Annotated in this window: 20 protein-coding genes, 16 tRNA genes and 3 rRNA genes; 2 read left to right on the top strand and 37 right to left on the bottom strand. The window is 38.4% G+C overall.

All coding sequences use genetic code 11. The annotated features are described in order from the left end of the window. Positions 1 to 79: 79 nt before the first annotated feature. From ACWPVO_RS07020 to ACWPVO_RS06875, 30 genes are all read right to left on the bottom strand, one after another. On the bottom strand, positions 80 to 922 hold the full coding sequence (locus ACWPVO_RS07020; protein WP_148465647.1) for a MetQ/NlpA family ABC transporter substrate-binding protein: 843 nt from the start codon (positions 920 to 922) through the stop codon (positions 80 to 82). Positions 923 to 960: 38 nt separating this feature from the next. After that, positions 961 to 1,788 (bottom strand): MetQ/NlpA family ABC transporter substrate-binding protein, encoded by an 828-nt coding sequence (locus ACWPVO_RS07015; RefSeq protein ID WP_454207437.1) that lies wholly within the window; start codon positions 1,786 to 1,788, stop codon positions 961 to 963. Between the two features lie 65 nt (positions 1,789 to 1,853). Then, on the bottom strand, positions 1,854 to 2,507 hold the full coding sequence (locus ACWPVO_RS07010; RefSeq protein WP_454207435.1) for a methionine ABC transporter permease: 654 nt from the start codon (positions 2,505 to 2,507) through the stop codon (positions 1,854 to 1,856). Then, entirely contained in the window at positions 2,508 to 3,512 is a 1,005-nt protein-coding gene (locus tag ACWPVO_RS07005; protein WP_412446747.1) for a methionine ABC transporter ATP-binding protein, read from the bottom strand. Between the two features lie 315 nt (positions 3,513 to 3,827). Continuing rightward, positions 3,828 to 5,435 carry a hydroxylamine reductase gene (gene hcp / locus ACWPVO_RS07000; protein ID WP_285073071.1) on the bottom strand — a complete coding sequence of 536 codons (1,608 nt, stop codon included), beginning with the start codon at positions 5,433 to 5,435 and terminating at the stop codon, positions 3,828 to 3,830. 195 nt (positions 5,436 to 5,630) lie between these two features. After that, complete coding sequence (locus ACWPVO_RS06995) at positions 5,631 to 6,200, bottom strand: TlpA family protein disulfide reductase (protein WP_060800439.1); 570 nt, start codon at positions 6,198 to 6,200, stop codon at positions 5,631 to 5,633. Further along, the gene (locus ACWPVO_RS06990; protein ID WP_005957338.1) at positions 6,193 to 7,077 is read right to left on the bottom strand and encodes a 4Fe-4S binding protein; all 885 of its coding nucleotides are present in this window, start codon (positions 7,075 to 7,077) and stop codon (positions 6,193 to 6,195) included. Before ACWPVO_RS06990 ends, ACWPVO_RS06995 begins: the two co-directional genes overlap by 8 nt. Next, entirely contained in the window at positions 7,070 to 7,216 is a 147-nt protein-coding gene (locus ACWPVO_RS06985) for a CD1871A family CXXC motif-containing protein (protein WP_197407902.1), read from the bottom strand. Before ACWPVO_RS06985 ends, ACWPVO_RS06990 begins: the two co-directional genes overlap by 8 nt. A 462-nt stretch (positions 7,217 to 7,678) precedes the next feature. Beyond that, positions 7,679 to 7,754 (bottom strand) — tRNA-Lys (locus ACWPVO_RS06980). Between the two features lie 45 nt (positions 7,755 to 7,799). Then, positions 7,800 to 7,888: transfer RNA gene (locus tag ACWPVO_RS06975), tRNA-Ser, on the bottom strand. A gap of 21 nt (positions 7,889 to 7,909) precedes the next feature. Further along, positions 7,910 to 7,985, bottom strand: a tRNA-Lys gene (locus ACWPVO_RS06970). Positions 7,986 to 7,990: 5 nt separating this feature from the next. After that, positions 7,991 to 8,066 (bottom strand) — tRNA-Gln (locus tag ACWPVO_RS06965). A 9-nt stretch (positions 8,067 to 8,075) separates the two neighbouring features. Beyond that, positions 8,076 to 8,152, bottom strand: a tRNA-Arg gene (locus tag ACWPVO_RS06960). Positions 8,153 to 8,158: 6 nt separating this feature from the next. Continuing rightward, a tRNA-Gly gene (locus ACWPVO_RS06955) sits at positions 8,159 to 8,232 on the bottom strand. A gap of 26 nt (positions 8,233 to 8,258) precedes the next feature. Beyond that, positions 8,259 to 8,344 (bottom strand) — tRNA-Tyr (locus ACWPVO_RS06950). Positions 8,345 to 8,370: 26 nt separating this feature from the next. Further along, positions 8,371 to 8,446: transfer RNA gene (locus ACWPVO_RS06945), tRNA-Thr, on the bottom strand. A gap of 54 nt (positions 8,447 to 8,500) precedes the next feature. After that, positions 8,501 to 8,577 (bottom strand) — tRNA-Asp (locus tag ACWPVO_RS06940). A 5-nt stretch (positions 8,578 to 8,582) separates the two neighbouring features. Then, positions 8,583 to 8,658, bottom strand: a tRNA-Val gene (locus tag ACWPVO_RS06935). A 4-nt stretch (positions 8,659 to 8,662) separates the two neighbouring features. Beyond that, positions 8,663 to 8,737: transfer RNA gene (locus tag ACWPVO_RS06930), tRNA-Glu, on the bottom strand. A gap of 44 nt (positions 8,738 to 8,781) precedes the next feature. After that, positions 8,782 to 8,858: transfer RNA gene (locus tag ACWPVO_RS06925), tRNA-Met, on the bottom strand. An 11-nt stretch (positions 8,859 to 8,869) separates the two neighbouring features. Then, positions 8,870 to 8,946: transfer RNA gene (locus tag ACWPVO_RS06920), tRNA-Met, on the bottom strand. Positions 8,947 to 8,974: 28 nt separating this feature from the next. Continuing rightward, positions 8,975 to 9,063, bottom strand: a tRNA-Leu gene (locus ACWPVO_RS06915). 13 nt (positions 9,064 to 9,076) lie between these two features. After that, positions 9,077 to 9,151, bottom strand: a tRNA-Asn gene (locus tag ACWPVO_RS06910). Positions 9,152 to 9,172: 21 nt separating this feature from the next. Beyond that, a 5S ribosomal RNA gene (rrf, locus tag ACWPVO_RS06905) occupies positions 9,173 to 9,289 on the bottom strand. A gap of 31 nt (positions 9,290 to 9,320) precedes the next feature. Then, positions 9,321 to 12,167: ribosomal RNA gene (locus ACWPVO_RS06900) — 23S ribosomal RNA — on the bottom strand. Between the two features lie 129 nt (positions 12,168 to 12,296). Continuing rightward, positions 12,297 to 12,372: transfer RNA gene (locus ACWPVO_RS06895), tRNA-Ala, on the bottom strand. Between the two features lie 40 nt (positions 12,373 to 12,412). Next, positions 12,413 to 13,937, bottom strand: a 16S ribosomal RNA gene (locus tag ACWPVO_RS06890). The 16S, 23S and 5S rRNA genes sit together here with 16 tRNA genes alongside, the layout of an rRNA operon. Positions 13,938 to 14,356: 419 nt before the next feature. Continuing rightward, positions 14,357 to 15,322, bottom strand: a complete 966-nt coding sequence (bioB, locus tag ACWPVO_RS06885) for a biotin synthase BioB (protein WP_285072587.1) — start codon at positions 15,320 to 15,322, stop codon at positions 14,357 to 14,359. Positions 15,323 to 15,384: 62 nt separating this feature from the next. Then, entirely contained in the window at positions 15,385 to 16,026 is a 642-nt protein-coding gene (gene trmB / locus ACWPVO_RS06880) for a tRNA (guanosine(46)-N7)-methyltransferase TrmB (RefSeq protein ID WP_285072586.1), read from the bottom strand. Between the two features lie 168 nt (positions 16,027 to 16,194). Further along, positions 16,195 to 16,935, bottom strand: a complete 741-nt coding sequence (locus ACWPVO_RS06875) for a DNA/RNA non-specific endonuclease (RefSeq protein ID WP_454207431.1) — start codon at positions 16,933 to 16,935, stop codon at positions 16,195 to 16,197. Positions 16,936 to 17,162: 227 nt separating this feature from the next. Here ACWPVO_RS06875 and ACWPVO_RS06870 point away from each other — a divergent pair, with 227 nt between their 5' ends. Further along, complete coding sequence (locus ACWPVO_RS06870) at positions 17,163 to 18,533, top strand: Na+/H+ antiporter NhaC family protein (protein WP_454207429.1); 1,371 nt, start codon at positions 17,163 to 17,165, stop codon at positions 18,531 to 18,533. An 82-nt stretch (positions 18,534 to 18,615) separates the two neighbouring features. On the opposite strand, the gene ACWPVO_RS06865 is transcribed toward ACWPVO_RS06870, so the two are convergent. The 6 genes from ACWPVO_RS06865 to hydE form a co-directional block, all read right to left on the bottom strand. Continuing rightward, entirely contained in the window at positions 18,616 to 18,789 is a 174-nt protein-coding gene (locus tag ACWPVO_RS06865) for a hypothetical protein (RefSeq protein ID WP_454207427.1), read from the bottom strand. After that, positions 18,782 to 19,213, bottom strand: coding sequence for a GTP pyrophosphokinase (locus ACWPVO_RS06860; protein WP_148466369.1), 432 nt, complete (start codon positions 19,211 to 19,213; stop codon positions 18,782 to 18,784). Before ACWPVO_RS06860 ends, ACWPVO_RS06865 begins: the two co-directional genes overlap by 8 nt. Next, complete coding sequence (locus tag ACWPVO_RS06855; RefSeq protein ID WP_148466368.1) at positions 19,213 to 19,458, bottom strand: hypothetical protein; 246 nt, start codon at positions 19,456 to 19,458, stop codon at positions 19,213 to 19,215. Before ACWPVO_RS06855 ends, ACWPVO_RS06860 begins: the two co-directional genes overlap by 1 nt. Before the next feature lie 351 nt (positions 19,459 to 19,809). Further along, positions 19,810 to 20,985: a [FeFe] hydrogenase H-cluster maturation GTPase HydF gene (hydF, locus tag ACWPVO_RS06850; protein WP_454207425.1), complete on the bottom strand. Its 1,176-nt coding sequence runs from the start codon at positions 20,983 to 20,985 to the stop codon at positions 19,810 to 19,812. Continuing rightward, complete coding sequence (gene hydG, locus ACWPVO_RS06845) at positions 20,985 to 22,406, bottom strand: [FeFe] hydrogenase H-cluster radical SAM maturase HydG (RefSeq protein ID WP_454207960.1); 1,422 nt, start codon at positions 22,404 to 22,406, stop codon at positions 20,985 to 20,987. Before hydG ends, hydF begins: the two co-directional genes overlap by 1 nt. A 22-nt stretch (positions 22,407 to 22,428) precedes the next feature. Next, positions 22,429 to 23,469 (bottom strand): [FeFe] hydrogenase H-cluster radical SAM maturase HydE, encoded by a 1,041-nt coding sequence (gene hydE, locus ACWPVO_RS06840; RefSeq protein WP_454207423.1) that lies wholly within the window; start codon positions 23,467 to 23,469, stop codon positions 22,429 to 22,431. A 268-nt stretch (positions 23,470 to 23,737) separates the two neighbouring features. On the opposite strand from hydE, the gene ACWPVO_RS06835 reads away from it, so the two are divergent. Then, a complete protein-coding gene (locus ACWPVO_RS06835; RefSeq protein WP_454207421.1) occupies positions 23,738 to 25,102 on the top strand; it encodes an MATE family efflux transporter in 1,365 nt (454 codons plus the stop codon). 58 nt (positions 25,103 to 25,160) lie between these two features. Here ACWPVO_RS06835 and trxB read toward each other — a convergent pair whose 3' ends face one another. Continuing rightward, positions 25,161 to 26,111, bottom strand: coding sequence for a thioredoxin-disulfide reductase (trxB, locus tag ACWPVO_RS06830; protein WP_005953782.1), 951 nt, complete (start codon positions 26,109 to 26,111; stop codon positions 25,161 to 25,163). Between the last annotated feature and the right edge of the window lie 38 nt (positions 26,112 to 26,149).

Here is a 26,149-nt window from a genome sequence, read left to right as displayed (position 1 = left end):
TTTTTTTCTCTTTGGTTTTCAAAAGTAAATTAACTTTGAATCGCATAAAAAAGAGACCCTCTCGGATCTCTTTAAATTTTTATTTTTCGAAAGCTGGTATAACTGCTCCCTTGAATTTTTCTTCTATAAACTTCTTAGCTTCTTCAGAGTTAAGAACCTTTAAGAATTTTTTGAATTTTTCCTTATCAGCATCTTCTTTTCTAATTGCAACTAAGTTTGCATATGGTGAATCTGTTGGTTCTAAGAAGATTGAGTCCTTAGTTGGGTCAAGTCCTTGTCCAATTGCAAAGTTTGAGTTAATAACTGCAGCACCTGCATCCTTATAAACTTGTGCAATTGAAGGTGCATCCATTGCTGTGAACTTTAAGTTCTTTGGATTTTCTGCAATATCTTTTTCTGTTGAGTTAAGATTTGTCTTGTCCTTTAACTTAATTAGACCAGCATCTTCTAGTAAGATTAAGGCTCTTGCACCGTTACTTGGATCGTTAGGGATGATGATTTCTGCACCATCTTCGATTTCATCAACTGACTTATACTTTTCAGAGTATATAGCCATTGGTTCGATGTGAACGTAACCTAGGACGTCAAGATCATCGATGTTTCTTTCTTCTGTAAAGCTGTCAAGATATGGTTTGTGTTGGAAGTAGTTGGCATCAAGGTCACCAGCTTCTAGTTGAAGATTTGGTTGAATGTAGTCATCAAAGTTAACAACTTCTACATCAAGACCTTCTTTTTCAAATTCTGGTTTTAAACCTTCAATGATTTCTCCATGAGGTGTTGGTGATACACCAATAACAATCTTGTTGTCTCCATCTGCTGGAGCTTCTGCCTTAGCATCTTCTTTCTTTGCACCGCCACATCCTGTTAGGGCAAGTGATAGGACCACTGATCCTAGTAAAAATAATTTTTTAAAATTTTTCATATATATCCTCCTCTAAAAAAATTATTAACTAATTAATATTAAAATGTTGGAAGCACTGCTCCCTTGAAAGTATCTTCGATGTACTTTCTACTTGCTTCTGATTGTAAAACTTTTACAACTTTTTTATAAACTTCATTATTTTCTTCGCCAGATCTTGCTGCCACTATGTTTGCATAAGGTGAATCCTTAGCTTCTGTAATTATTGCGTCCTTTGGATCAAGTCCATTGGAGATTGCAAAGTTTGGATTTATAAAGGCAAGGTCTGCATCTTGATAAACTCTTGGAATATTTTGTGCATCAACTGCAGTGAATTTTAAGTTTTTTGGATTTTCCACTATGTCCACTTCAGTTGAGTTTAAGTTGTTCTTATCCTTTAATTTTATAAGTCCTTCCTTGTCAAGAATTAGTAGGGCTCTTGCTCCATTTGTTGGGTCGTTGGGAATTATAATTTCTGCCCCATCTTCAAGTTCTTTGATATCCTTTATCTTTGATGAAAATCCAAGAAGGGGTGTTATAAATATTTTTGAATTTTCTAGGGAAACTATATTTGTCTTCCTGTCCTTGTTAAAGCTATCAAGATAGGGTTGGTGTTGGTAAAAGTTTAGGTCTAAGTCCCCAGATTCAAGTTGTAGATTTGGTTGAACATAGTCTGAGAAAACTACAAGGTCAAGGTCAATGCCTTCCTTTTTAAATTCTGGTTCAAGGGCCTTTATAAGTTCTCCGTGAGGTGTCTCTGATGCACCTATTGTCACCTTAGTTAGTTCTCCTGACTTTGTGTCCTTTACTTCTTGCTTGTTGTCTTTTCCACATGCTGTTAAAACTGCAATAAGTCCAATTAGTGTAAATAAAATTTTCGTCTTCTTCATCTTTTTTCTCCTTGTTGTCATTTCTTTTTTCTTTTTTCTTCTTCTTTTCTTCCGCTTTTTCTTCTCTATTTTTTCTTGTCAATCTTCTTAGTCAAAAAGTTTCCAACAAATTGGACTATTTGAACCAAGATTATAATAACAAGAACTGCTGACCATAGGATTAGGGGCTCATTTCTTTGGTAACCATACCTATTTGCCACATCTCCTAGACCGCCACCTCCCATGACACCAGCCATAGCAGAGTAACCAATAACATTTATTACTGTCATTGTGATACCTGTCACTATCATTGGCATTGCCTCTGGTATCAAGACCTTAAAGATTATCTCACTCTTAGATGATCCCATAGACTTAGCCGCTTCGATGATTCCTGAGTCAACTTGGATAAGGTAACCTTCCATTAGTCTTGCAACAAAGGGTGCTGCTGAAACTGAAAGTGGAATTATCATCGCTGCAGTTCCGTAGGACTTTCCAACAATTAATCTTGATAAGGGGAATACAACTATCATCAAGATTACAAAAGGAAAGGATCTTAGGATGTTTATGATTCCATCTAGGACTGAATAAACTTTTAAGGATTCAGTAAGTCCTCCAGGTCTTGTTGTTGTTAAAATTATTCCCAAGGGAAGACCTATTAAAAGGGCAATTATTGTCGAAGCAATTACCATTATTAAAGTTTGTGGAATTGCCGGTAAAACTATATCAATTATTCTATCCATTTAAAGCACCTCCACAATTACGCTGTTTTCTTTTAAGAATTCAATGGCCCTTGCTCTTTCTTCATCCTTACCTAGGATTTGAACTGTAAGGTAACCAACATTTGCCGCATTTAGCTTGTTTATATTTCCAGATAAGATGGAAAAATCTATGTCAAACTTCTTGACGCATTGGGAAAGAATTGGCTTGTCATAGTTGTTGTCTGCATAGGATAGTCTAAGGACATCTCCCTTGTAGTCGCTAGCTCTTACATAGCCTTCTTCCACATCGTCTTCAAGATTTTTTATAAAGGATCTTGTTACAGCAGTCTTTGGATTAGTGAAGAGTTCCTTTGTGTTATTTTCTTCAATAATTTTTCCAGCCTCCATAACTGCAATCCTGTCACAAATTTCTTTAGCAACTTCCATTTGATGGGTGATCATTATAACAGTCATGTCAAATTCATCTACGATTTTCTTTAAAAGACTAAGGACTGACTTTGTGTTTGCCGGGTCAAGGGCTGATGTCCCTTCATCTGAAAGTAGGATCGATGGGTTAGTTGCAATGGCTCTTGCTATTGCCACCCTTTGCTTTTGTCCACCAGACAATTCTGCTGGATAAGAGTTCTTCTTATCTTCTAGGTCAATAAAGTTTAGAAGTTCATCTACCCTCTTATTTATCTTTTCCCTAGACACCCCAGAGATTTCTAGGGGATAGGCAATATTTTCTGCCACAGTCTTTTGCATGAATAAATTGAAATATTGGAAGATCATTCCAATATCCTTTCTTGCAGCCCTGAGTTCCTTTTCATTTAGGCCAATGATAGATTTGCCATTGACTAGGATTTCACCTGAGCTTGGCTCTTCTAGTCTATTGATACATCTAACAAGGGTTGACTTGCCGGCACCAGATAAACCGATGACCCCATAAATCTCTCCCCGATTGACCTTGAAAGAAACATCATTTATGGCTCTAAAACTTCTTCCCTCAGTTTTAAATTCTTTAACCAAATTTTTTACTTCAATCATTTTTCCTCCAAAACAATAAAAAAGAGCTTCCATCCCATAAGGACGAAAGCTCGTGTTACCACCTTAATTTATCGCTTCCTCACGAAAGCGACCTCTTCAAGTACTATCATACTCTACTTCTGTAACGGGAAGACCCGTAAATACCTAATATCAGTATTTCCTAGAGAAGGCCATGTTCACAAAAAATTCATCTACTTCTTTCACCAAAACGAAGCTCTCTTTAATCAAAATTTTAGGTTACTCTTCTTCTCAAAAGTTTATTTTTGAATTACTTATGATTATATTAGCTTAGATTTTAAATGTCAAGCATAATATTTATTTTATTTTTAAAATTTTCATATCCTCTTCAACACTAGTGATACCGGCGATTCCAAAATTTTCTACAAGAACATCTACTACATTCTTTGATAAAAAGGCTGGAAGAGTAGGTCCAAGGTGAATGTTTTTAACACCTAGGGCTAATAGAGCTAGTAAAACTATTACAGCCTTTTGTTCATACCAAGCTATATTGTAAGCAATTGGAAGATCATTTACACTTTCCACTCCAAAGGCATCTACTAGAGCAAGTGCAATTTGGATAAGTGAGTAGGAGTCGTTACATTGGCCTGCATCAAGAACTCTTGGGATTCCATTAATGTCGCCAAGGTTTAGCTTGTTGTATCTATACTTAGCACAACCAGCAGTTAAAATTACAGTTGACTTAGGAAGTTCCTTGGCAAAATCTTCATAATAATTTCTGCCAGTCATTCTTCCATCGCAACCTGCCATAACAACAAATTTTGTTATGTCGCCATTTTTTACAGCTTCAATTACCTTGTCAGCAAGTTCCATAACTTGACTGTGAGCGAAACCTCCCACAATTTTTCCTTTTTCAATTTCCACTGGTGGCTCACAAGTCTTAGCAAGCTCAATTATTTTTGAGAAGTCCTTGTGACCATCTTTGTCCTCTTCAATGTAAGTGCATCCAGGATAGCCTGCAGCTCCAGTTGTAAACAACTTATCCTTGTAAGAATCTTTTGGAGGAACAATACAGTTAGTTGTCATTAGGATTGGACCATTAAAAGACTCAAACTCATCCCTTTGCTTCCACCAAGCATTCCCATAATTGCCAACAAAGTTTTCGTACTTTTTAAACTTTGGATAATAATTTGCTGGTAACATTTCTGAGTGAGTGTAAATATCCACTCCAGAAGCTTTTGCTTGTTCTAGGAGCATTTCAAAGTCTTTTAAGTCGTGACCAGATACTAAGATACCAGGACTTTTTCTTGCTCCAATGTTTACTTCAGAAATTTCTGGGTTTCCGTAAGTCTTTGTGTTGGCGCCATCAAGAGTTGCCATGGCCCTGTAGCCCATATCTCCAGTCTTAAGAGTCAAAGCAATTAATTCATCAAGGCTTTTTTCTTCTAAGAGATCAGCCATAGTTCTTAAGATGAATTTATTTACTTCTTGGTCTTCATATCCCAAGACCTTAGCATGTCTTGCGTAGGCAGCCATTCCCTTAAGGCCATAAGTTATTAGCTCTTTTAAACTTCTTAGGTCTTCATTTTCTTCTCTAAGAATAGAAACTTCGTGACTTGCAATTTTTTTATCGATTTCAGAAAAATCTACAGATGACCAAGCTCCTGCATCGCTATAAGTTTTTTCTTCTCTCAAAGAATTCATAAGCTCAATAGTATCTATGATTCTGTTTTTTATTTGCGCATCGTCAAAGTTTGCATTAGTGATAGTAGTAAAGAGATTTAAAATAACTCTGTCTATTACCTCTTTATCTTCCTTCCCGCTTTTCACAGCGATTTCAGAAAGTCCCTTAGATATCCAAATTAAAAAATCTTGGTAGTTGGCAACAGTTGCTGTCTTTCCGCAAACTCCCCTCTTTGTACATCCCTTATTCTTTAAAGTTTCTTGGCATTGGTAACAAAACATATCCATAATCTTCATCCCTTCTATTTATTAAAATATTTTAAAAATTCTTAACTTCTAAAAATATTTTAATAGAAAGATAAAAACTTTTCTGTTGCAAATGCAACAAGAAGTAAAAAAAAAAAAAAAAAGACCCCTCTCGGAGTCTCCATAGGTGTATATTAATGAGGATTTATATAGTGATTGCAATTTAAAAATTTATTTTTTGTCATTAGCTATTGCTTCGTCAATTTTCTTGTAAAGTTCAGCTTTCTTTTCTTTGTCATCAACTGAACCCACTTTTGCATCGCCTATGATCTTGCCTTGTCTATCAATTAATAAAGTTGTTGGGAAGGCAGTTAGGTTTTTAAGGTAAGCATCAATTTCTTCAGAAGGTTTAACAGCAAGGTTAGTATATTTTACTCCCTTAGCTTCTAATATTTTTTCTGCTTCTTCCTTAATTTCTTTATTTTCATAAGTGTCTAGGCAAATTGACATAACCTTTACATTCTTATCTTTTAACTCTTCGCTAATTTGTTGTAGAGCTGGCATTTCATCAATGCAACCCTTACAACCTGTGAACCAAATGCTTAAAATTGTCACCGGATGGTCTTTAAAGACATCACTGCTTACTGGGTTGCCCTTAAAGTCTACTGCATCAAACTTTGGGAAAGAATCTCCACCAGAAATATCACTTGCTTCTGGTGCCTTACTTGTGCATGCAGTCATAGATACCAATAGAATCATAAGGACAAATAACTTACTTATCTTATTAAAAACTTTATTCATAACTTACTCCTTCGTCAACTTTATTTTTATTAATAGAGGTGGAAATTGCAGAAGTTGGACAAGCCCTTAGGCAGTCCCCACACCTTATACATTCTAGAGCGTTTTGGTTCTTTGACATGTCCACATCCATCTTACAAACTCTCTTACACTTGCCACACGAAATACAAGAATCATCCACATGGTACTTGTAAAATGAAAACTTATTAGTTATGGCATAAAAAGCACCAAGAGGGCAAAGATATTTGCAGAAAGGCCTATAGAAAAATATTGAAAGCAAAGTTATTAGTGTGAGAATTGCAAACTTTAACTTAAATAAATTTCCCAAGGCTCCTCTTATAGATTTGTTGGCAATAGAAAGAGGTATTCCTCCTTCCAGTATACCTTGTGGGCAAATATACTGACAGAAGTATGGAGAAGCTCCTCCAAGTTCGTCAGTTAAGAATATTCCAAAAAGAAAGACTACAAAAATTAAAATCAAATACTTCAAGTATTTTAAAAATGAAAATTTTCTTGTAGAGAACTTTTTTGTAGGAATCTTATACAAGAGATCCTGAAAAAAACCAAAGGGACACATGAAACCACAGATAAGCCTTCCAAATAGAGTTCCAAAGAAAAGCATTAGTCCCGTCACATAGTAGGCAAAATTAAATTTAGACGAGCCAACTAGTGCTTGAAAGGATCCTATTGGACAAGAGAAGGCAGCTCCCGGACAAGAATAACAATTTAGTCCTGGAACACAAAGGCTCTTAGTCTTACCTGTGTAGATAGTTCCCTTGATGAAGTTTGGAATATGTAAGTTTGTAAGAAGGGCAAATGTTCCTTGAAATAAATTTCGTTTTTTACCAATATTTTTTAGAAGATTTATTAAATTAGCCAATTCCAACGCACTCCAAACAAATTCTTATTGCCTTAGAAAGCACTGTATCCACTTCATGTCTATAAGCTCCATAGATAACAAAGGCAATAGACAAGAGTAACATAAGATATGATAACTTTTTTTCTGCAAAATCCTTCATGTTTTCACCTCACAAGTAGTATAGCATTCAGAGTGTAAAGATAAGGTTAAGAAATTTTAATTATCTTAATTTTTAAAAAATTTTTAGAGTGAAACAATACTAAGTCAAATAAATTTCAAATAAAATAATAAGTTCAATAATAAGTTCTAAGTCAAATAAATTTTAAATATAATAATAAGTTCAATAATAAGTTCTAAGTCAAATAAATTTTAAATATAATAATAAGTTCTAGCTAAAATAAGAAACAACTTCAAGAATAGTATCTCCCAATTTCTCTACAATCTATTAATAAAACCCAAAAAATTTTCTACTTAAATTCATACAAGCTATTTAAGAAAGTCTTTTTGATTTTTAATTTCTTATCCCCTAGCAAACAGAATAAAATTTACTATTTTAATAAAATCTTATTCTTAAAATCTAAAAAATTATAATAAAAAAGCTGTGAAAAATTCACAGCTAACTTGGTGACCCATGCGCGATTCGAACGCGCGACACCTTGATTAAAAGTCAAGTGCTCTGCCGGCTGAGCTAATGGGTCTTATTAAGTTTCAATAAAAAATCTGTGTCAACCACAGATTAAAAATGGCGGAGAGGAAGGGATTCGAACCCTTGTGGGCTTGCACCCTAACGGTTTTCAAGACCGCCCCGTTATGACCACTTCGGTACCTCTCCACAAATATTAAATTAAAAAAATGGTGACCCATGCGCGATTCGAACGCGCGACACCTTGATTAAAAGTCAAGTGCTCTGCCGACTGAGCTAATGGGTCTCACTTGGCTGGGGTGGCAGGACTCGAACCTACGCATGCCAGAGTCAAAGTCTGGTGCCTTACCGACTTGGCTACACCCCAATATTTATTTGGCGCACCTAGGAGGATTCGAACCCCCGGCACACGGATTAGAAGTCCGTTGCTCTATCCAACTGAGCTATAGGTGCTTAATATGGAGCGGGTGAAGGGAATCGAACCCTCGCAACCAGCTTGGAAGGCTGGGGCTCTACCACTGAGCTACACCCGCATAATAATTATCTTATATAAAATTTTTGGTGGAGGAGAGTGGATTTGAACCACTGAAAGTTAAACTAACGGATTTACAGTCCGTCCCCTTTGGCCAACTCGGGAACTCCTCCATGTTGTAAGTCCCTATAAGATTTTTTGGAGCTGGTGGGAGGACTTGAACCCCTAACCTACTGATTACAAGTCAGTTGCTCTACCAATTGAGCTACACCAGCATCTCACTTATTAATCATAACACATTTGAAACAAATTTGCTATATAAATTTAATTGGCGACCTGGATCGGGCTCGAACCGACGACCTCCAGCGTGACAGGCTGGCATTCTAACCAACTGAACTACCAGGCCAACTTTGGTGGACACAATAGGGCTCGAACCTATGACCCCCTGCTTGTAAGGCAGATGCTCTCCCAACTGAGCTATGCGTCCATCTTGGTGACCCTGCCGGGAATCGAACCCGGGATACCACCGTGAAAGGGTGGTGTCTTAACCGCTTGACCACAGGGCCTAATATGGTGGCGGTTTATAAATCACAAACCGTTATTTTGAAAATGGTAGCGGCGAAGAGATTTGAACTCCTGACACTACGGGTATGAACCGTATGCTCTAGCCAACTGAGCTACGCCGCCATATATTTTTATGGTAGCGGGAGAAGGATTTGAACCTCCGACCTTCGGGTTATGAGCCCGACGAGCTACCATGCTGCTCCATCCCGCGTCATTTTTACCCGGCTACTATTTCTTTTTGGTGCCGAGAATCGGAATCGAACCGATACGGTGTTTAACCACCGCAGGATTTTAAGTCCTGTGCGTCTGCCAGTTCCGCCACCCCGGCTTATCTTTTTTAATGGCTCTCAGGGTGGGACTCGAACCCACAGCCTACCGGTTAACAGCCGGTTGCTCCACCATTGAGCTACCTAAGACTATTGGGGACTTTTGTCCCTTTCTGGCGATAACTTACTCTCCCAGGTCGTTGCCAACCAAGTACCATCAGCGGACTAATGCTTAACTTCTGTGTTCGGTATGGGTACAGGTGTGTCCATTGTCCTATTCTCACCAGATTAACTTAAAAACTAATCTTCCTTTAACTCTTTGGTCAAGTCTTCGACCTATTAGTACTCGCTAGCTGAATGTATTGCTACACTTACACCTTGAGCCTATCTACCTAATTTTCTTCTAGGGGTCTTATCTTTCGAGGGAAATCTCATCTCGAGGGGGGCTTCGGGCTTAGATGCCTTCAGCTCTTATCCCTTCCAAACTTAGCTTCCCAGCTATGCACTTGGCAGTACAACTGGTGCACCAGAGGTTTGTCCATCCCGGTCCTCTCGTACTAAGGACAGCTCCTCTCAAATTTCCTACGCCCACGACGGATAGGGACCGAACTGTCTCGCGACGTTCTGAACCCAGCTCGCGTGCCTCTTTAATGGGCGAACAGCCCAACCCTTGGGACCTACTTCAGCCCCAGGATGAGACGAGCCGACATCGAGGTGCCAAACCTCCCCGTCGATGTGGACTCTTGGGGGAGATAAGCCTGTTATCCCCGGGGTAGCTTTTATCCGTTGAGCGATGGCCCTTCCACTCGGTACCACCGGATCACTAAGTCCTGCTTTCGCATCTGCTCGACTTGTTGGTCTCGCAGTTAAGCTCCCTTCTGCCTTTATACTCTACGCACGATTTCCATCCGTGCTGAGGGAACCTTTGAACGCCTCCGTTACTCTTTCGGAGGCGACCGCCCCAGTCAAACTGTCCAACTGAGAGTGTCCCTTCCCCAGATTCATGGGGTTAGGTTAGAATTCTAGCATTAAAAGAGTGGTATCCCAACGGTGGCTCCTTAGATACTGGCGTACCTAATTCTCTGCCTCCCACCTATTCTGTACATTTAATCCCAAAATTCAATCTCAGCCTACAGTAAAGCTCCACGGGGTCTTTCCGTCCTGTCGTGGGTAAGCGGCATCTTTACCGCTACTACAATTTCACCGGATCCTTTGTTGAGACAGTGCCCAAATCGTTACACCTTTCGTGCGGGTCGGAACTTACCCGACAAGGAATTTCGCTACCTTAGGACCGTTATAGTTACGGCCGCCGTTTACTGGGGCTTCAGTTCTAAGCTTCGCTTGCGCTAACTTTTTCCCTTAACCTTCCAGCACCGGGCAGGTGTCAGCTCCTATACTTCGTCTTTCGACTTAGCAGAAACTTGTGTTTTTGGTAAACAGTCGCTTGGGCCTTTTCACTGCGGCCCCCTGTTACAGGGGCTCCCCTTCTCCCGAAGTTACGGGGTCATTTTGCCGAGTTCCTTAACAAAGGTTTTTCCGCTCGTCTTAGGATTCTCTCCTCACCTACCTGTGTCGGTTTACGGTACGGGCGATACTTCTCTTGTAGTGGCTTTTCTTGGCAGTGTGGAGTCATAAGCTTCTCTACTTGTTTTCGATCCGCATTACGCTTCATCCTTTTCGGAGAGCGGATTTGCCTACTCTCCAGACTTTGCGCTTGCACGCCTCACCAACTGGGCGCTCTTATTATCCTCCTGCGTCCCCACTTCCTTTAACGATTGTATCGGTACAGGAATTTCAACCTGTTGTCCATCGACTACGCTTTTCAGCCTCGCCTTAGGTCCCGACTTACCCTGAGTGGACGAGCCTTGCTCAGGAATCCTTGGGTTTTCGACGGGTGAGATTCTCACTCACCTCTCGCTACTCATGCCAGCATTCTCTCTTGTATGATGTCCACACTGCCTTACGGCTTATGCTTCGTCCTTCATACATTGCTCCTCTACCAACGTTATTCGTTCCATAGCTTCGGTATATAGTTTAGCCCCGGTTATCTTCGGCGCAGAGTCACTTGACTAGTGAGCTATTACGCACTCTTTAAATGAGTGGCTGCTTCTAAGCCAACATCCTAGTTGTCTCAGTAACTCCACATCCTTTCCCACTTAACTATAATTTTGGGACCTTAGCTGATGGTCTGGGCTCTTTCCCTTTCGACTATGAAGCTCATCCCACATAGTCTGACTCCCTAGTGCATGATATGGTATTCGGAGTTTGATAGGTTTTGGTAACATATGCATGCCCCGCAACCAATCAGTGCTCTACCCCCTTTTCATGTCTTACTAGAGGCTAGCCCTAAAGCTATTTCGAGGAGAACCAGCTATCTCCGTGTTCGTTTGGCTTTTCACCCCTATCCACAAGTCATCCGATAACTTTTAAACGTTACCCGGTTCGAGCCTCCATTGAATTTTACTTCAACTTCACTCTGCTCATGGATAGATCACACGGTTTCGGGTCTACAACCACTAACTTTCGCCCTATTTAGACTCGCTTTCGCTTCGGCTCCGCATCTGTAATGCTTAACCTTGCTAGTAATCGTAACTCGCTGGCCCGTTCTACAAAAAGTACACGATCGTGGCGTATGCCACTTTCGCTGCTTGTAAACACTAGGTTTCAGATTCTATTTCACTCCCCTCTCGGGGTTCTTTTCACCTTTCCCTCACGGTACTTGTTCGCTATCGGTCACCAAGTAGTATTTAGCCTTAGGGGGTGGTCCCCCCATCTTCCCACTGAATTTCTCGTGTTCCGTGGTACTCTTTTGTGTCGGATATCTTTGCTTTCGCCTACAGGACTCTTACCTTCTTTGGTTAATCTTCCCAGATTATTTGGCTGGCTATTGTCTCTTTTTACACTTTGGGCTCTTCCCCGTTCGCTCGCCGCTACTCAGGGAATCGAGTTTTCTTTCTTTTCCTCAGGTTACTTAGATGTTTCAGTTCACCTGGTTCGCTTCCTATAGTTATGGATTGGCTATAGGATACCTTACGGTGGGTTTCCCCATTCGGATATCTACGGGTCAATGGATATTTGCTCCTCTCCGTAGCTTTTCGCAGCTTGTCACGTCCTTCGTCGCCTCTTGGTGCCTAGGCATTCACCTAGTGCTCTTTTTAACTTGACCTTTGTTAATAAACATTTCTGTTTATTTCCAGTTTAATTGTTTGTTTAAGAAATTTTGATTAGTTTTTAAGTTGTTATGGTTCTCTTCTTTTTTCAAAGAAGGTTCAGAGTAGCATTTTCATGCTATTCATGGTGGAGATAAGGAGATTCGAACTCCTGACCTCCTGCTTGCAAGGCAGGCGCTCTCCCAACTGAGCTATACCCCCATATATATAATTAAAATAGTGTGAAGATTATTTTCCTTAGAAAGGAGGTGATCCAGCCGCACCTTCCGATACGGCTACCTTGTTACGACTTCACCCCAGTCACCTATCCTACCTTCGACTGCTGCTTCCCTAAGGTTTGCTCGCAGGCTTCGGGTATTACAAGCTTCCATGGTGTGACGGGCGGTGTGTACAAGACCCGGGAACGCATTCACCGCAGCATTCTGATCTGCGATTACTAGCAACTCCATCTTCATGTACTCGAGTTGCAGAGTACAATCCGAACTGGGAAAGACTTTTTGAGGTTTGCTTAATATCACTATTTCGCTTCCCTTTGTATCTTCCATTGTAGCACGTGTGTAGCCCAGGGCATATAGGGCATGATGATTTGACGTCATCCCCACCTTCCTCCGATTTATCATCGGCAGTCTCTTTAGAGTCCCCATCCGAAATGCTGGTAACTAAAGATAGGGGTTGCGCTCGTTGCCAGACTTAACTGAACATCTCACGACACGAGCTGACGACAACCATGCACCACCTGTATTGAGGCTTCCGAAGAAGAGGGTATATCTCTATACCGGTCCTCAGTATGTCAAGCCCTGGTAAGGTTCTTCGCGTTGCTTCGAATTAAACCACATGCTCCGCTGCTTGTGCGGGTCCCCGTCAATTCCTTTGAGTTTCATGCTTGCGCACGTACTCCCCAGGCGGAGTGCTTAATGTGTTAACTGCGGCACCGAATTATTCCGATACCTAGCACTCATCGTTTACAGCGTGGACTACCAGGGTATCTAATCCTGTTTGCTACCCACGCTTTCGTTCCTCAGCGTCAGAATGAGCCCAGTAAGTCGCCTTCGCCACCGGTATTCTTTTTAATATCTACGCATTTCACCGCTACACTAAAAATTCCACTTACCTCTACTCTTCTCAAGATATGCAGTTTCAAATGCTTACAGTAGTTAAGCTACTGCCTTTTACACCTGACTTGCATTTCCGCCTGCGAACCCTTTACGCCCAGTGATTCCGGACAACGCTAGCCCCCTACGTATTACCGCGGCTGCTGGCACGTAGTTAGCCGGGGCTTTTTCTTATGGTACCGTCATTATCTTCCCATATAAAAGAACTTTACGACTCGAAAGCCTTCTTCGTTCACGCGGCGTCGCTGCATCAGAGTTCCCTCCATTGTGCAATATTCCCCACTGCTGCCTCCCGTAGGAGTTTGGACCGTTTCTCAGTTCCAATGTGGCCGTTCACCCTCTCAGGCCGGCTACCCATCGTCGCCTTGGTGGGCCGTTACCTCACCAACTAGCTAATGGGACGCGAGTCCATCTTAGACCGCCGGAGCTTTGATCATTTATGCATGTGCATATGTGATTTCATTTGGTATTAATCCCGGTTTCCCGAGGCTATCCCAATGTCTAAGGCAGGTTACTCACGTGTTACTCACCCGTCCGCCGCTAATCCATCTTATCTTCACCCCGAAGGGTTCTGTCAAGATTTCATCGCTCGACTTGCATGTGTTAAGCGCGCCGCCAGCGTTCGTCCTGAGCCAGGATCAAACTCTCAATTAAAAATTTGTATGACTCATTAGTTTTCTCAAAACTAAACGAATATCTGGTTTGCTTTTGATTCTTTGACAAGAATCTGTGATTCTATCACGAATTTGTTTATCTTCACACTATTTAATTATCATGTTTCTTTTGCTACCTTTTTGAAGTAGCTTGTTTATTATACTACCGTGTTTTTTCTTTGTCAAGTATTTTTTACAATTTTTTTATTTTGTTTTTACTTAACTAACCAGTAGTTTTTTTTGCTGTCTTTAAGTGACAACTTCTATATATTAGCATCTAGAAAATCATCTGTCAACTGTTTTTTTATTCTTTTTTTAATCTTTTTTATAAAAGAAAACAGCTGCATTTCTTACAGCTGTTTTATATTACTATTTATATTTTTCTTTGTCAAGCATTTTGTAAAAAGTTAATTAAATATTTTACACTGCCTTTACTTGGTAGTTTAATTCTTTGATCCTCTTCATATCGTCTTCTATGCTTATACCCTTTGTTGTGAGAAGTACTCCTGATATTGCTGCATTGGCTCCTGACTTGAAAGCTGATGCGCCAAACTCTTCCATAAGAGATCTTCCTCCAGCTAATCTTATAAGGGCCTTTGGCATTATAAATCTAAAAGTTGCGCAAGTTCTATTTACTTCTTCCATTGTTAGGGGCTCGTTGTTTTCAAGCGGTGTGTTCTTTATAGGATTTAATAGGTTAATTGGTACTGAGTGAACATCTAGGTCTCTTAGTTCTAGTGCCATGTCAATCCTATCTGTGAAATCTTCTCCTAGTCCTATTAGTCCACCTGAACAGATTTCCATTCCAGCTTCTTGAGCTGCTTTTATTGTATCAATCTTTTGATCATAAGTATGTGTTGTGCATATTTCTGGAAAGAAGTTTCTTGATGTTTCAAGATTGTTGTGAATTCTTGTTATACCAGCTTCCTTTAATTTCTCAAAGGATTCTTCTGATATTATTCCACCTGATATACATACTTTTATATCCGGTGCTTCTTCGTATATCTTTTTTGTGATGCTACAAATCTTATCTATATCTTTAGGTGTAAGTCCTTTACCACTTGCTACCATTGAGTATCTAGGGATCCCTCTTTTATATTTGTCTAAGGCATCTTTTACTATTATCTCTTCGTCTAAAAGGTCGTATTCTTTTACATTTGTGTGGTAGTGAGCAGATTGGGCACAGAATTTACAATTTTCTGAACATTTGCCACTTTTTGCATTTATAATAGTGCAAACATCAAAGTCATTGCCGCAAAAGTATTCTCTAAGTTCATCTGCTGCTGCAGTTAAACTTTCATAGTCACTATTGTAAACTTCTATTGCCTCTTCTCTCTTTATAGCGTAGCCATTTTTTATTTTCTCTTTTAAGTTATTTATATCCATCTCTTCAACTCCTGAAAATTATTATATATTTCAGGAGTTTTATTGTCAATCCGTTTTAATTTTTAGTTAACGTAATGTTCGAAGACTCCAAATTTGATTTTTTCTCCCAGACCTCTAAATTTGCTTTCGTATTCTGTCACAATGTTTTGGGGGTAATCTTCAAGCTTCATGTCAAAGTCTTCTATAAGAGTTGAGAAGCCTTCGTCTTTAAAATAATCTAAACTTTCTTCAAAGAGTTCAAGGTCATCAGTTTTGAAATAAATTTGTGATTTTGGTTTTAAGATAACTTTATATTTTTCTAAGAACCTTGGATAAGTTAACCTTCTCTTCTTATGTCTTAGCTTTGGCCAAGGGTTACAGAAGTTTATATAGATCCTATCAAGTTCATCCTTGTCAAAGTAGTCTAAGATGTTTTCTGCGTTGATTGGCATAGCTCTTACATTGGTAAGTTCTTCATCTATTATTTTTCTTGTTGCATAAATTAGTGCATTAGTTTCTATGTCTACCATTATATAATTTATATTTTTATTTCTTTTAGCTGACTCAATGGTAAAAGTTCCCTTGCCGGCACCGATTTCTAAGTAAATTGGATTGTCGTTTCCAAAGACTTCTTTCCATTTGCCCTTGTTCTCTTGTCCATTAAAAAAAACATAAGGGTTCTCAGCCATTTCAGGTATTGCAAAATGTTTTTTTCTAAGTCTCATTTTCATTCTCCTTTTTGTTCTATGGAATTATAACACAAGCTAACTTAGTGTCAACATGATTTATATTTTCTTTTAATAAATTTAATTTTTTTTGCAAAAGAAAAAGCCATCCCCATTAGGTTTGGCTTTTAAAATTTATCTTCTTGCTCTTTATTAAATTTTAATATCTCACTTCTTCTTTGCCAGTCTGGTCCTTCCAGTTTTGTAATCTATGTCTACTCCCTTTTCCATATTCTTGGCAAAGACCCTAAAGTTAATTTTTTTGCCACCGTCTTCTATGCTATAAGCTTCAATAATAACTCCTCTTGCAACAAGTTCGTCATCTTTAAAAACTGGTGTCACCCTGTACCTAACTTTCTTACCTGTATCTTTTATATAAGAAGCAACGACCTCTTCAAAGGGCAACATCCCCTTTGTGTTAAAGGACCTAGTCCCTGTCATAAGATTTTTCCAGTTGTCATTCTCTCCAGTCAGCTGGTAGGCGATGAGGTGGCATCTGTTATAAACTGCACCACCTTCAACAAAGTCATAAAACTTTTGATGCCAACCTGAAGGATAAACTTTCGAGATGTCACCTCTTGGCTTCTTGGGCATTGAGTCAGGACTCAAAAGTGCATTGGCAGGTCCAACTCTGTTCAAGTTATCTAAGTTTGAATAGTGGGCGAAGTCAGGCTCCATCTTTAAATCTTCTTCAGTAAATTGAGGAGGGTTTTTATCTATCTCATAATAAATACTTGATTCCGTAAGCTCATAGGGATTGTAAAAAATTGATAAGAAGTTTTCTATTTTGTCTAAGGGCGAAGCCTTGTAATTGTTGTCAAGATCTCGAAGGCTTTCGTGTCCAAATAAAACTCCAACTAGGGTAAGAACAAGGACACCTATAACTTTTAAATTTTTATTTTTCTTCAATTCTTCTTCCCTCTCCTTTACTTACAAATTTAGTATAAGATTTTCAATATTTTCTATTATATAGGATTCTATAAATTAAAAAAAGTTTAGGGCTTAGCTTTTAATTTTCAACTCTTAAAGATTTTTAAAATAGAGCCTAGGACTTCACAAAAGAATTTATTAATAATATAATAGCCTTGTTTAATTTATATGGATTATGTAGTTTACATAAAATCTTAGGAGGAAAAATGGAAAATCAAAATCATAAGCCTAGTCCATCTGGGGCTGCGCTTCTTCCCTTTCTTGTCTTTGTCATAGTCTACATGGCAACAGGGATAATTTTAAATTCACTGGGAGTTGAAATGGCATTCTACCAAGTGCCAGCACCAGTTTGCATCTTACCGGCAATTATACTCGCCTTTCTTATGTTTAAGGGTAGCGTCGACGACAAGTTCACAGACTTCGTAAGAGGCTGTGGCAATGAAAATATTATTATCATGTGTCTCATCTACATCTTGGCTGGAGCCTTTGCAACAGTTTCCAAGGAATCAGGTGGTGTTGACTCAGTTGTAAACTTTGCCCTATCAATAATTCCCCTTCAATTTATAACAGGTGGAATTTTCTTAATAGGCTGCTTCATTTCTATGTCGACAGGAACTTCTGTGGGAACTATCTCAACAGTTGGACCCATAGCAGTTGGACTTGCTCAAAAGGGAAACCTCCCAATGGCCTTGGTCTTAGGTTCTCTTGTTGGTGGTGCAATGTTTGGCGACAACCTTTCAGTTATTTCTGATACAACAATAGCTGCTACAAGAACTCAAAATGTAGATATGAAGGACAAGTTTAGAGCCAACATTAAGATGGCCCTACCTGCAGCAATAATAACTTTTGTAATTTTGTTAATCGTCGGAAAGCCAGAAGTTCTACCTGCACTAGAAGATCGTCCTTACAACCCAGTCTTAATTATCCCCTACCTATTCGTACTTATTTCTGCAATTGCAGGTATGAATGTGTTTTTAGTTCTAACAAGTGGAATAATTTTATCAGGAATAATCGGAATAGCAACAGGAGGACTTGACCTCATGACCTTTGCTCAAAACATCTTCACAGGTTTTTCGGGCATGTTTGAAATATTTTTATTGTCAATGCTAACTGGTGGACTTTCTTACATGGTTTCCAAAAACGGTGGAATAGAATGGCTAGTTCAAAAGATAAGAGGATTTGCAAAAGGACAAAAATCTGCAGAAGTTTCTATTGCCCTCCTAACCCTATTGACTGACTCTGCAACTGCCAACAACACAGTTGCAATAATAATCGACGGACCAGTGGCAAAGGAAATTTCAAATGACTTTAAGATTGACCCAAGAAGATCGGCTGCCCTCTTAGATACCTTCTCATGTGTCATGCAAGGGATAATACCTTACGGAGCACAAATCCTGATTGCAGCAGGACTCACTAAAGAGCTCGGCGCCAACGCTGTTTCGCCAATGGAACTAATCCCCTTCTTGTGGTATCAAGGCATCCTCGCCCTCTTTGCCATAGCATCTATCTTTGTTAGATACGCAGACATAAGCGGCGAATGGGATTTTGAAAAGGACAAGTTGAAAGAAGAAAATTAAATCGCAAAATAACATGAGAAAACCCCAGACCTAAGTCTGGGGTTTATTTTAAAATAATTTTCCTCTTTTTGTTTTATTATAATCAATCCTCATCGGGTGCATAAAAGACAATACTTCTGCCTTCTCTTTCTGCCTTCTCAGCTTCAGCCCTATACCATTCGATAGCTTTTTTGTCTTCTGGAGTTAGGACAATATTATTTGCCTCAGCACTTGTGTCTCCACATGCAATTCTAATTAAAAGATATTCACTATTCATTTTTTACCAATCCTTCCCTTAATAAGTCTCTAGCCTTTTTGTACTTTTCCAACCTCTCTAAATCTTTTTCCGTAACTATCTTAAGTCTTTTTAAATTCATATTTTGATCAAGATCAGCAAGCTTGACCCTGCTTGCAATTTTATTTTTCTTGATTGCATCAATGTATGTCATGTAGGGCGTGTCTTTATCATGAGTTAAAAGCAAAAGAGCCTCCCTTTGGTCTTTTGTCAAAAATTTCAAATCATCAATAGTATAAGCTGTGTCTTCAATGATATCGTGAAGAAGGGCGACAATCTTTTCGTCCCTGCCCTTAACATTCAAGGAAACATTTATAGGATGAAAGATGTAGGGTTTGCCACCCTTATCCCTTTGACCCTTGTGAGCTCTTGCTGCGATAAAAAAAGCCCTTAATAAATCAATCATCACTTGTATCCCTTTACTTTCTTTTTGCTTTTTTCTAAGGCTTCATAAAACTCTTCTTCACTTATTTCTATGGAATAGATATCACCAAAAACAATATCAATATATGTTTGATGTTGTTCGACCTTACCATCGTTTATCCAGTAGTATATTCCACCTTCCTTTTTAGCATACCTCTTGTCATCTGGTAAATAATAAAATCTTTTTCCTAGCGCCTTCTTTTCAATACCTTTTAAATCTTTTTTCAAAATTATTACTCCTTAAATAATCCCAAAGTTATTTGTTCTAATTTACTTATTAAATTAAAGATTGAACTTAAAAATAAATAAATTCTTGTAGCTAACAACAGATAAATATCTTGCTTGTAAAAATAAAGACAAGTATCCAAAATTAAAATAAATGAAAAATTTGCGAAACCGCAAGAAAAGTTTTAGACGAGCTTAAAAGCTTAAGCCCTCATTGAGAAAGAATCATGATAAGATTTTCGATTCCATATATATTATATCCCATTAAACAAATTTTTTCTATAAATCAAAAACTTAAAAGCAATGAAAAAAGCTGTGTCACCACAGCTCTTAATACTTATTATTTAATTATCTTTAATAATTTATTTTATCCAGAATCCCCTTGAAATATGCTATAACTATTCCGTAGTTTGTTATTGGGATGCTTTTTCCTTTTGCGTTTTCTATTCTACTTCTAATATTTTTTGCATTTAGCATGCAGCCGCCGCATTGAATTATAAGGTCGTAGTCCGAAATATTTTCTGGGAATACTGATCCTGAGCTCACGTCAACTTGCAAGCCTTGGCCAACCTTCTTCCTTATCATGTTGGGGATTTTTATTCTTCCAATGTCTTCTTCTGCTGGGGCATGGGTGCAACACTCTGCTATTAATATTTTTGAATTCTCATTTATTTTTTTTAGAGCTTCTACTCCCCTAACATATTCATCAATGTCGCCCTTTAGTTTTGCAAATAGGACTGAGAAGGAAGTAAGCTTAACATCTCTTGGTATTTTTTCATAAACTTCTAAGAAGACAGATGAGTCTGCAACTATCAGGTCTGGTTTTTTATTTAAAAGTTCTAGAACGTCAGGAAGTTCTTCAAGCTTAACCATGGAAACTATGGCATTCCTATCGAGGAGTTCACGAATCGCTTGAACCTGTGGTAGTATAATCCTATTTTTTGGTGCTGCAATATCCTGTGGAATTACTAAGAGGACTAGGTCTTTTTCTTCCACCATTCCATCAAAAAGTCTCTCTTCTTTCTTGGGTTTAAATTTTAAAAGTTCTTCTAAGAATATATCAAAACCATTTTTTTCTAAGGCAGAAACTTCTATGGTCTTATAAGATGAAAAGTCCTCTCTTATTTTTTTAATTTCATCTTCTGACAAGATGTCAATTTTATTTATTAAAACAAGAATGGGAGTGTCCTTAAATTTTTTTAACATCTCTCTTTCAGGCTCTGTTTTAGTATCTGATACAACTAGGACTCCGATGTCAGTTTTCGAAATTACTTCATCGGTCCTCTTCATCCTCTTTTGTCCAAGAACTGTTTCATCACCTATGCCTGGCGTGTCCATTAAAAGACAGGGTCCCAAGCTTTTTATCTCCATGGACTTGTAAACTGGGTCTGTTGTAGTCCCCTCTTGGTTTGAAACAATGGATATGTCTCGACCTGAAAATTCATTGATTATTGAGCTCTTGCCCGAATTCACCTTACCAAAAAATCCAATGTGTATCCTGTTACCAGAATTTGTTTTGTTAAGTTCCATTAAAATCTAAAATCTCTCTTTCCAACTTTTTCCATTTCGTAGATATATTCTTTTGCCTTCTTCTTTACAATTTCATTGGGAATTTTTTCAAGCTCGCTTGCAATTAAGTCTTCGCTAAGTTCTCTTGTCTTTTCATTCCCATAATCTAACATGTACTCCTTCAAAGTCATAAGGGCATTGGGTTGACAACAATTTAAAATTTGTCCTGACTTGCAAAGTTGCATGAATCTGTCGCCAGTCCTTCCTTCCCTATAACACGCTGTGCAAAAACTTGGGATGTAACCTAGTTCTATTAGCCAGTCTATAACTTCTTCAAGAGTCCTATGGTCTGCTACATCAAATTGGGCAGAGTTGTCTTCTTCCTTTTCTTCTTCAACGTAACCACCAACAGAAGTTCTTGAACCACCAGAAATTTGACTTACACCAAGCTCTAAGGCACGTTCCCTAACTTTTTGTGACTCTCTTGTTGAAATAATCATTCCAGTATAAGGTACTGAAACCCTAATTAGGGCAATAAGTTTTTCAAAAATATCATCAGCAAGTTCATTTTTAAAGTCGCCTGGATCAATATCATCTGCAGGTTGGATCCTAGGAACAGAAATTGTGTGAGGCCCAACCCCAAATCTTGCTTCCAAATGTTCTGCGTGCATTAAGAGTCCAACTAATTCATACTTATAAGTTTCAAGTCCAAACAAAACTCCAATCCCAACATCGTCGATGCCTGCTTCCATTGCCCTATCCATAGCTTCAGTATGGTAGGCGTAATTGTGTTTTGGTCCTGTTGGGTGCAGTTCTTCATAGGACTTCTTGTTGTAGGTTTCTTGGAAGAGGATGTAGGTCCCAATTTCTGCATCCTTTAATTTTTTATAATTTTCCACTGTTGTTGCGGCAATATTAATGTTGACCCTTCTTATTTGTCCATTTTCATGCTTAATAGAATAAATTGTCTTAATTGATTCTAAGATATACTCCATTGTATTGTTTACTGGGTCTTCTCCCAGTTCAAGAGCAAGTCTCTTATGACCCATGTCTTGAAGGGCAATTACTTCATTTCTAATTTCTTCTTGAGTTAATTTTTTCCTTCTTATGGATTTATTCTTTGCATGATAAGGGCAATAAACACAACCATTTATGCAGTAGTTAGAAAGATAAAGGGGTGCAAATAAAACTATCCTATTGCCATAGTGGTCTTCTTTGATTTTCTTTGCAAGCTTATAAATTTCTTCTTGGTAATGCTTATCTTCAGCTAACAAAAGTAGGGCAGCCTCCCTGTGGCCTAGTCCCTTTTCCTTCTTTGCCTTTTCAAGAACACCGTCTAAGAGGTCCTTGTTATCTTTATTTTCTTCTGCATAGTCAAGAGTATCTAAAATCTCTTGATGGTTTATAAATTCTTCTGCAATTTTTGAATCTAACTTGTACATTGTCTTCCTTCTTCCTTTATCCTTACTTATAATCTCCTCTTGATTTGGAGATCCCATATCCAATCTTCCTTAGTTTTTCTTCTAGACCCTTAAAGTCATCAGAATTTTGTACTTCTGTGCCTATTTTATTATCATAAAGCTTATAGTTCTTTCTAAGTTTCTCTGCACCAACATTAGGCATAAGCACATTGGCCCCTGCCAAGATCCCCTTTTCTCGTCCAAAGTCATCAATACTCCCAAGAGCCGTCGTTGATGGCAAGAGAAGTTTCTCGTCTGCAATCCTTACAATAGATAAAATATTCAGAACATCTCTTAGCTTACCAGCTTCAAAGTCCCTAAAGGGAGTGTCATGCTGAGGTATAAAGGGACCAATCCCCACCATCTGAGGCCTTAATTTTAAAATAAATTTTAAATCTTCATATAAATTTTCAAGCCTTTGATAGGGAGAGCCCACCATCATGCCACAACCAGTTTGAAAACCAAGCTCTTTTAATTTTAAAATTGAGTCTATCCTGTGTTGAAAACTCATCGAGCTTGGATGAAGTCTTTCATAGTGAGACTTAGAATAAGTTTCATGACGCAAGAGGTACCTGTCAGCCCCCATGTTTTTTAGAACTTCAAAATCCTTAAAATCTCTTTCACCAAGAGAGAGTGTTATGGCAACATCAGAAAATTTTTCTTTGATTTCGCCAATAATCTCCTTCAGGTATTCAAGGCTATAAAAATCATCTTCACCACCCTGCATAACAATAGTTTTTATTCCCAAGTCCACAGAATGCTTTGCAAGGTCTAAGATTTCTTCCTTGCTAAGCCTAATCCTCTTGGCCTCCTTATTGGCAAACCTAAGCCCACAATAATAGCAATTATTTTTGCAGTAGGTTGAGACCTCGATTAAGCCCCTGATGTAAATTTCCTCGCCAAAGTTTTTCACTGCAAGTTCTCTTGCAAAGGCATGGAGGACTTCAGCCTCTTCGCCTTCTAATTTCATTAAGTAAGAAAAATCTTCAAAGGAAATCTCCTTAGTCTTATAAAATTGTTCACAAATATTTAAAGTTTTATTCATATAATCACATCTTAGTTAAAAAGTTCACAATCTATTATAATACTTACAGTTAATATATCAAGCTTAAAAATTTTGACAGTCTTCCGAAAAATTTTATTTCTCTATCCCATTACTTATCATTTTTTATTTTGATTATAAATATTACATATAAAATTATAATTCTTTTCTCCCTTTTAATCCAATTTTGTAATTTCTTCCAATATAAAGTACAATATTACTTATTAATTAACATCTAACTATAAAGAAAATTAATCGGGATGATTTAAAATTGAAAAGTAAATCAATATCAAATGTTGAAAAAAATTTAATGACTTCGGGATCTATTTGGAGGACCATCTTGCTCTTCGCCCTTCCCCTAATTCTTGGAAATATTCTCCAACAAACCTACAATACCATTGACTCAATGATTGTTGGCAATTATCTTGGAAGGTATGCCTTGGCAGCAGTTGGATCTAGCACCCCTCTTATTAATCTCTTGATTTCTTTTAGTCAGGGGATTGCTGTGGGCTGTGGAATTTTAGTTTCTCAATCCATGGGTGGAGCCAATCAAAAGGAAATGAAGCTTGCCGTCCACACTTCTCTTGCTATAGCAATAATCCTTGGACTTTTAATTTCTCTTATGGGATACGTCTTTGCCCCTTGGCTCTTGGAGCAAATGGATACGCCAGCAGAAGTTATGGAAGAATCCATTACTTATCTTAGAATTTTTTCCTTTGGACTTGTCTTCAATATTATTTACAACATGGAAGCTGGAATCTTAAATGCTGTAGGAAATTCAAAAAGGTCCCTCTTGTATCTCGGTATTGCCTCTGCAACTAATGTGGTCTTGGACTTTTTGTTTATTAAAGAATTTGGACTTGGTGTTGAGGGAGCTGCCATTGCGACAAATATTAGTCAGGCCCTTTCAGCCCTACTTGCCCTCTTATTTTTAATCAGGGTTCCAGAGATTTACAAGGTCCGTCTTTCAAAATTAAAAATTCACAAGGACATGGCGATGATGATTTTAAAAGTTGGAATTCCAACTGCTATTCAAAACACAGTTATTTCTCTTTCCAACGTAATCATGCAGTCCTCTGTCAATGTCTTTGGCGCCCTACCTATGGCAGGTTTTGGTGCCTTTATAAAAATCGACGGCTTTAACATCTTGCCTGTCTTAAGTCTTAGCATGGCAATTACAACTTTTGTTGGTCAAAATTATGGAGCTGGACAAATGGAAAGGATTAAGAAGGGCATGTGGACTACACTTATAATGACAGTCCTCTATACTCTCATAAGCGGCAGCCTCCTTTACCATTTTGCACCAAAACTAATTGGTCTCTTCACAAAAGATCTAAAAGTTATAGAAGCTGGCGTCCTTGCAAGTAGATTCTTGTGTCCCTTCTACTTCCTTCTTGCCATCTTGCATTCACTTGCTGGCACAGTAAGGGGAACTGGCAAAACTGTCCCACCAATGATAATTCTTTTGTTGTCACTTTGTTTATTTAGGATAATGGCAGCAAAGTTTGTCATCCCACATTATCACACAATAGAAAATGTCTACAGACTTTACCCCATCTCCTGGCTTATTGGGGTCGTCTTAATGGTTGGCTACACCATAAAGGTCGACTGGATTGGAGAAAATAAAATTTCATAAAAATAAAAGCATTGATTGAACTTTCTCAACCAATGCTTTTTTTGTTTCGTGATAGTTTTTAATTTTCTTTAAAACCTTCGTAAAGATTTCCTTCGACTTCGTCAATATATTTTTGAGCATTCATTGCTGCAACTGCACCATCGCCTGCTGCGTTAACAACTTGACGAACAGTCTTCTTCCTAATGTCTCCAGCTGCAAAAACGCCTGGTACATTAGTCCTCATTTCATCATCAGTCTTAATGTATTTATCCTCTGTAAGTTCAACCTTACCTTCAAACATTTCTGTGCTTGGGATATAACCAATGAATACAAAAATTCCAAAAGGTTCATCAGACTTAATTGACCTATCTTCACCTGTCTTAGTGTCATGAAGGATCATCTCGTCGACAATCTTGTCTCCCTTGATTTCCTTAACAGTTGTGTTCCAGATAAAATCAATTTTGTCGTTGTTAAAGGCTTGCTCTTGAAGAACCTTTGAAGCCCTTAGCTCGTCTCTTCTGTGGATAATGTAAACTTTCTTTGCAAAGTTTGTGATGAAAAGTGCTTCTTGAACAGCAGAGTCGCCGCCGCCAACTACATAAACAGTTTCATCTTCATAAAAGGCTGCATCACAAGTTGAACAATAGCTTACGCCTCGTCCCTTGTATTCCTTTTCTCCAGGTGCCCCAATCTCTCTTGGAGATGCACCAGTTGCAATAATGACAGCCTTAGCTTCATAAGAGTCAACATAGCCCTTGATTTTTTTCACTTCTCCATCAAGTTCCATATCCTCAACTTGGTCCATGATGATTTCTGCACCAAACTTCTTAGCTTGGTCTGCCATTCTCTTACCAAGTTCAACGCCATCTATGGAATCAATGCCTGGATAGTTTTCCACCTGAGTAGTTTCTGCGATTTGGCCGCCTTCAATGCCCTTTTCTATGATTAAAGTTTTCTTTTTACTTCTTGCTGCATAAAGACCTGCAGTTAAACCTGCTGGACCTCCACCAATTATTATAATATCGTACATTCTATCCCTCCAATTCTTATTATACCCAAAAATATATT

Source organism: Peptoniphilus sp. Marseille-Q6390, assembly GCF_965119475.1.
This window is presented reverse-complemented; position numbering and strand designations above follow the sequence as displayed.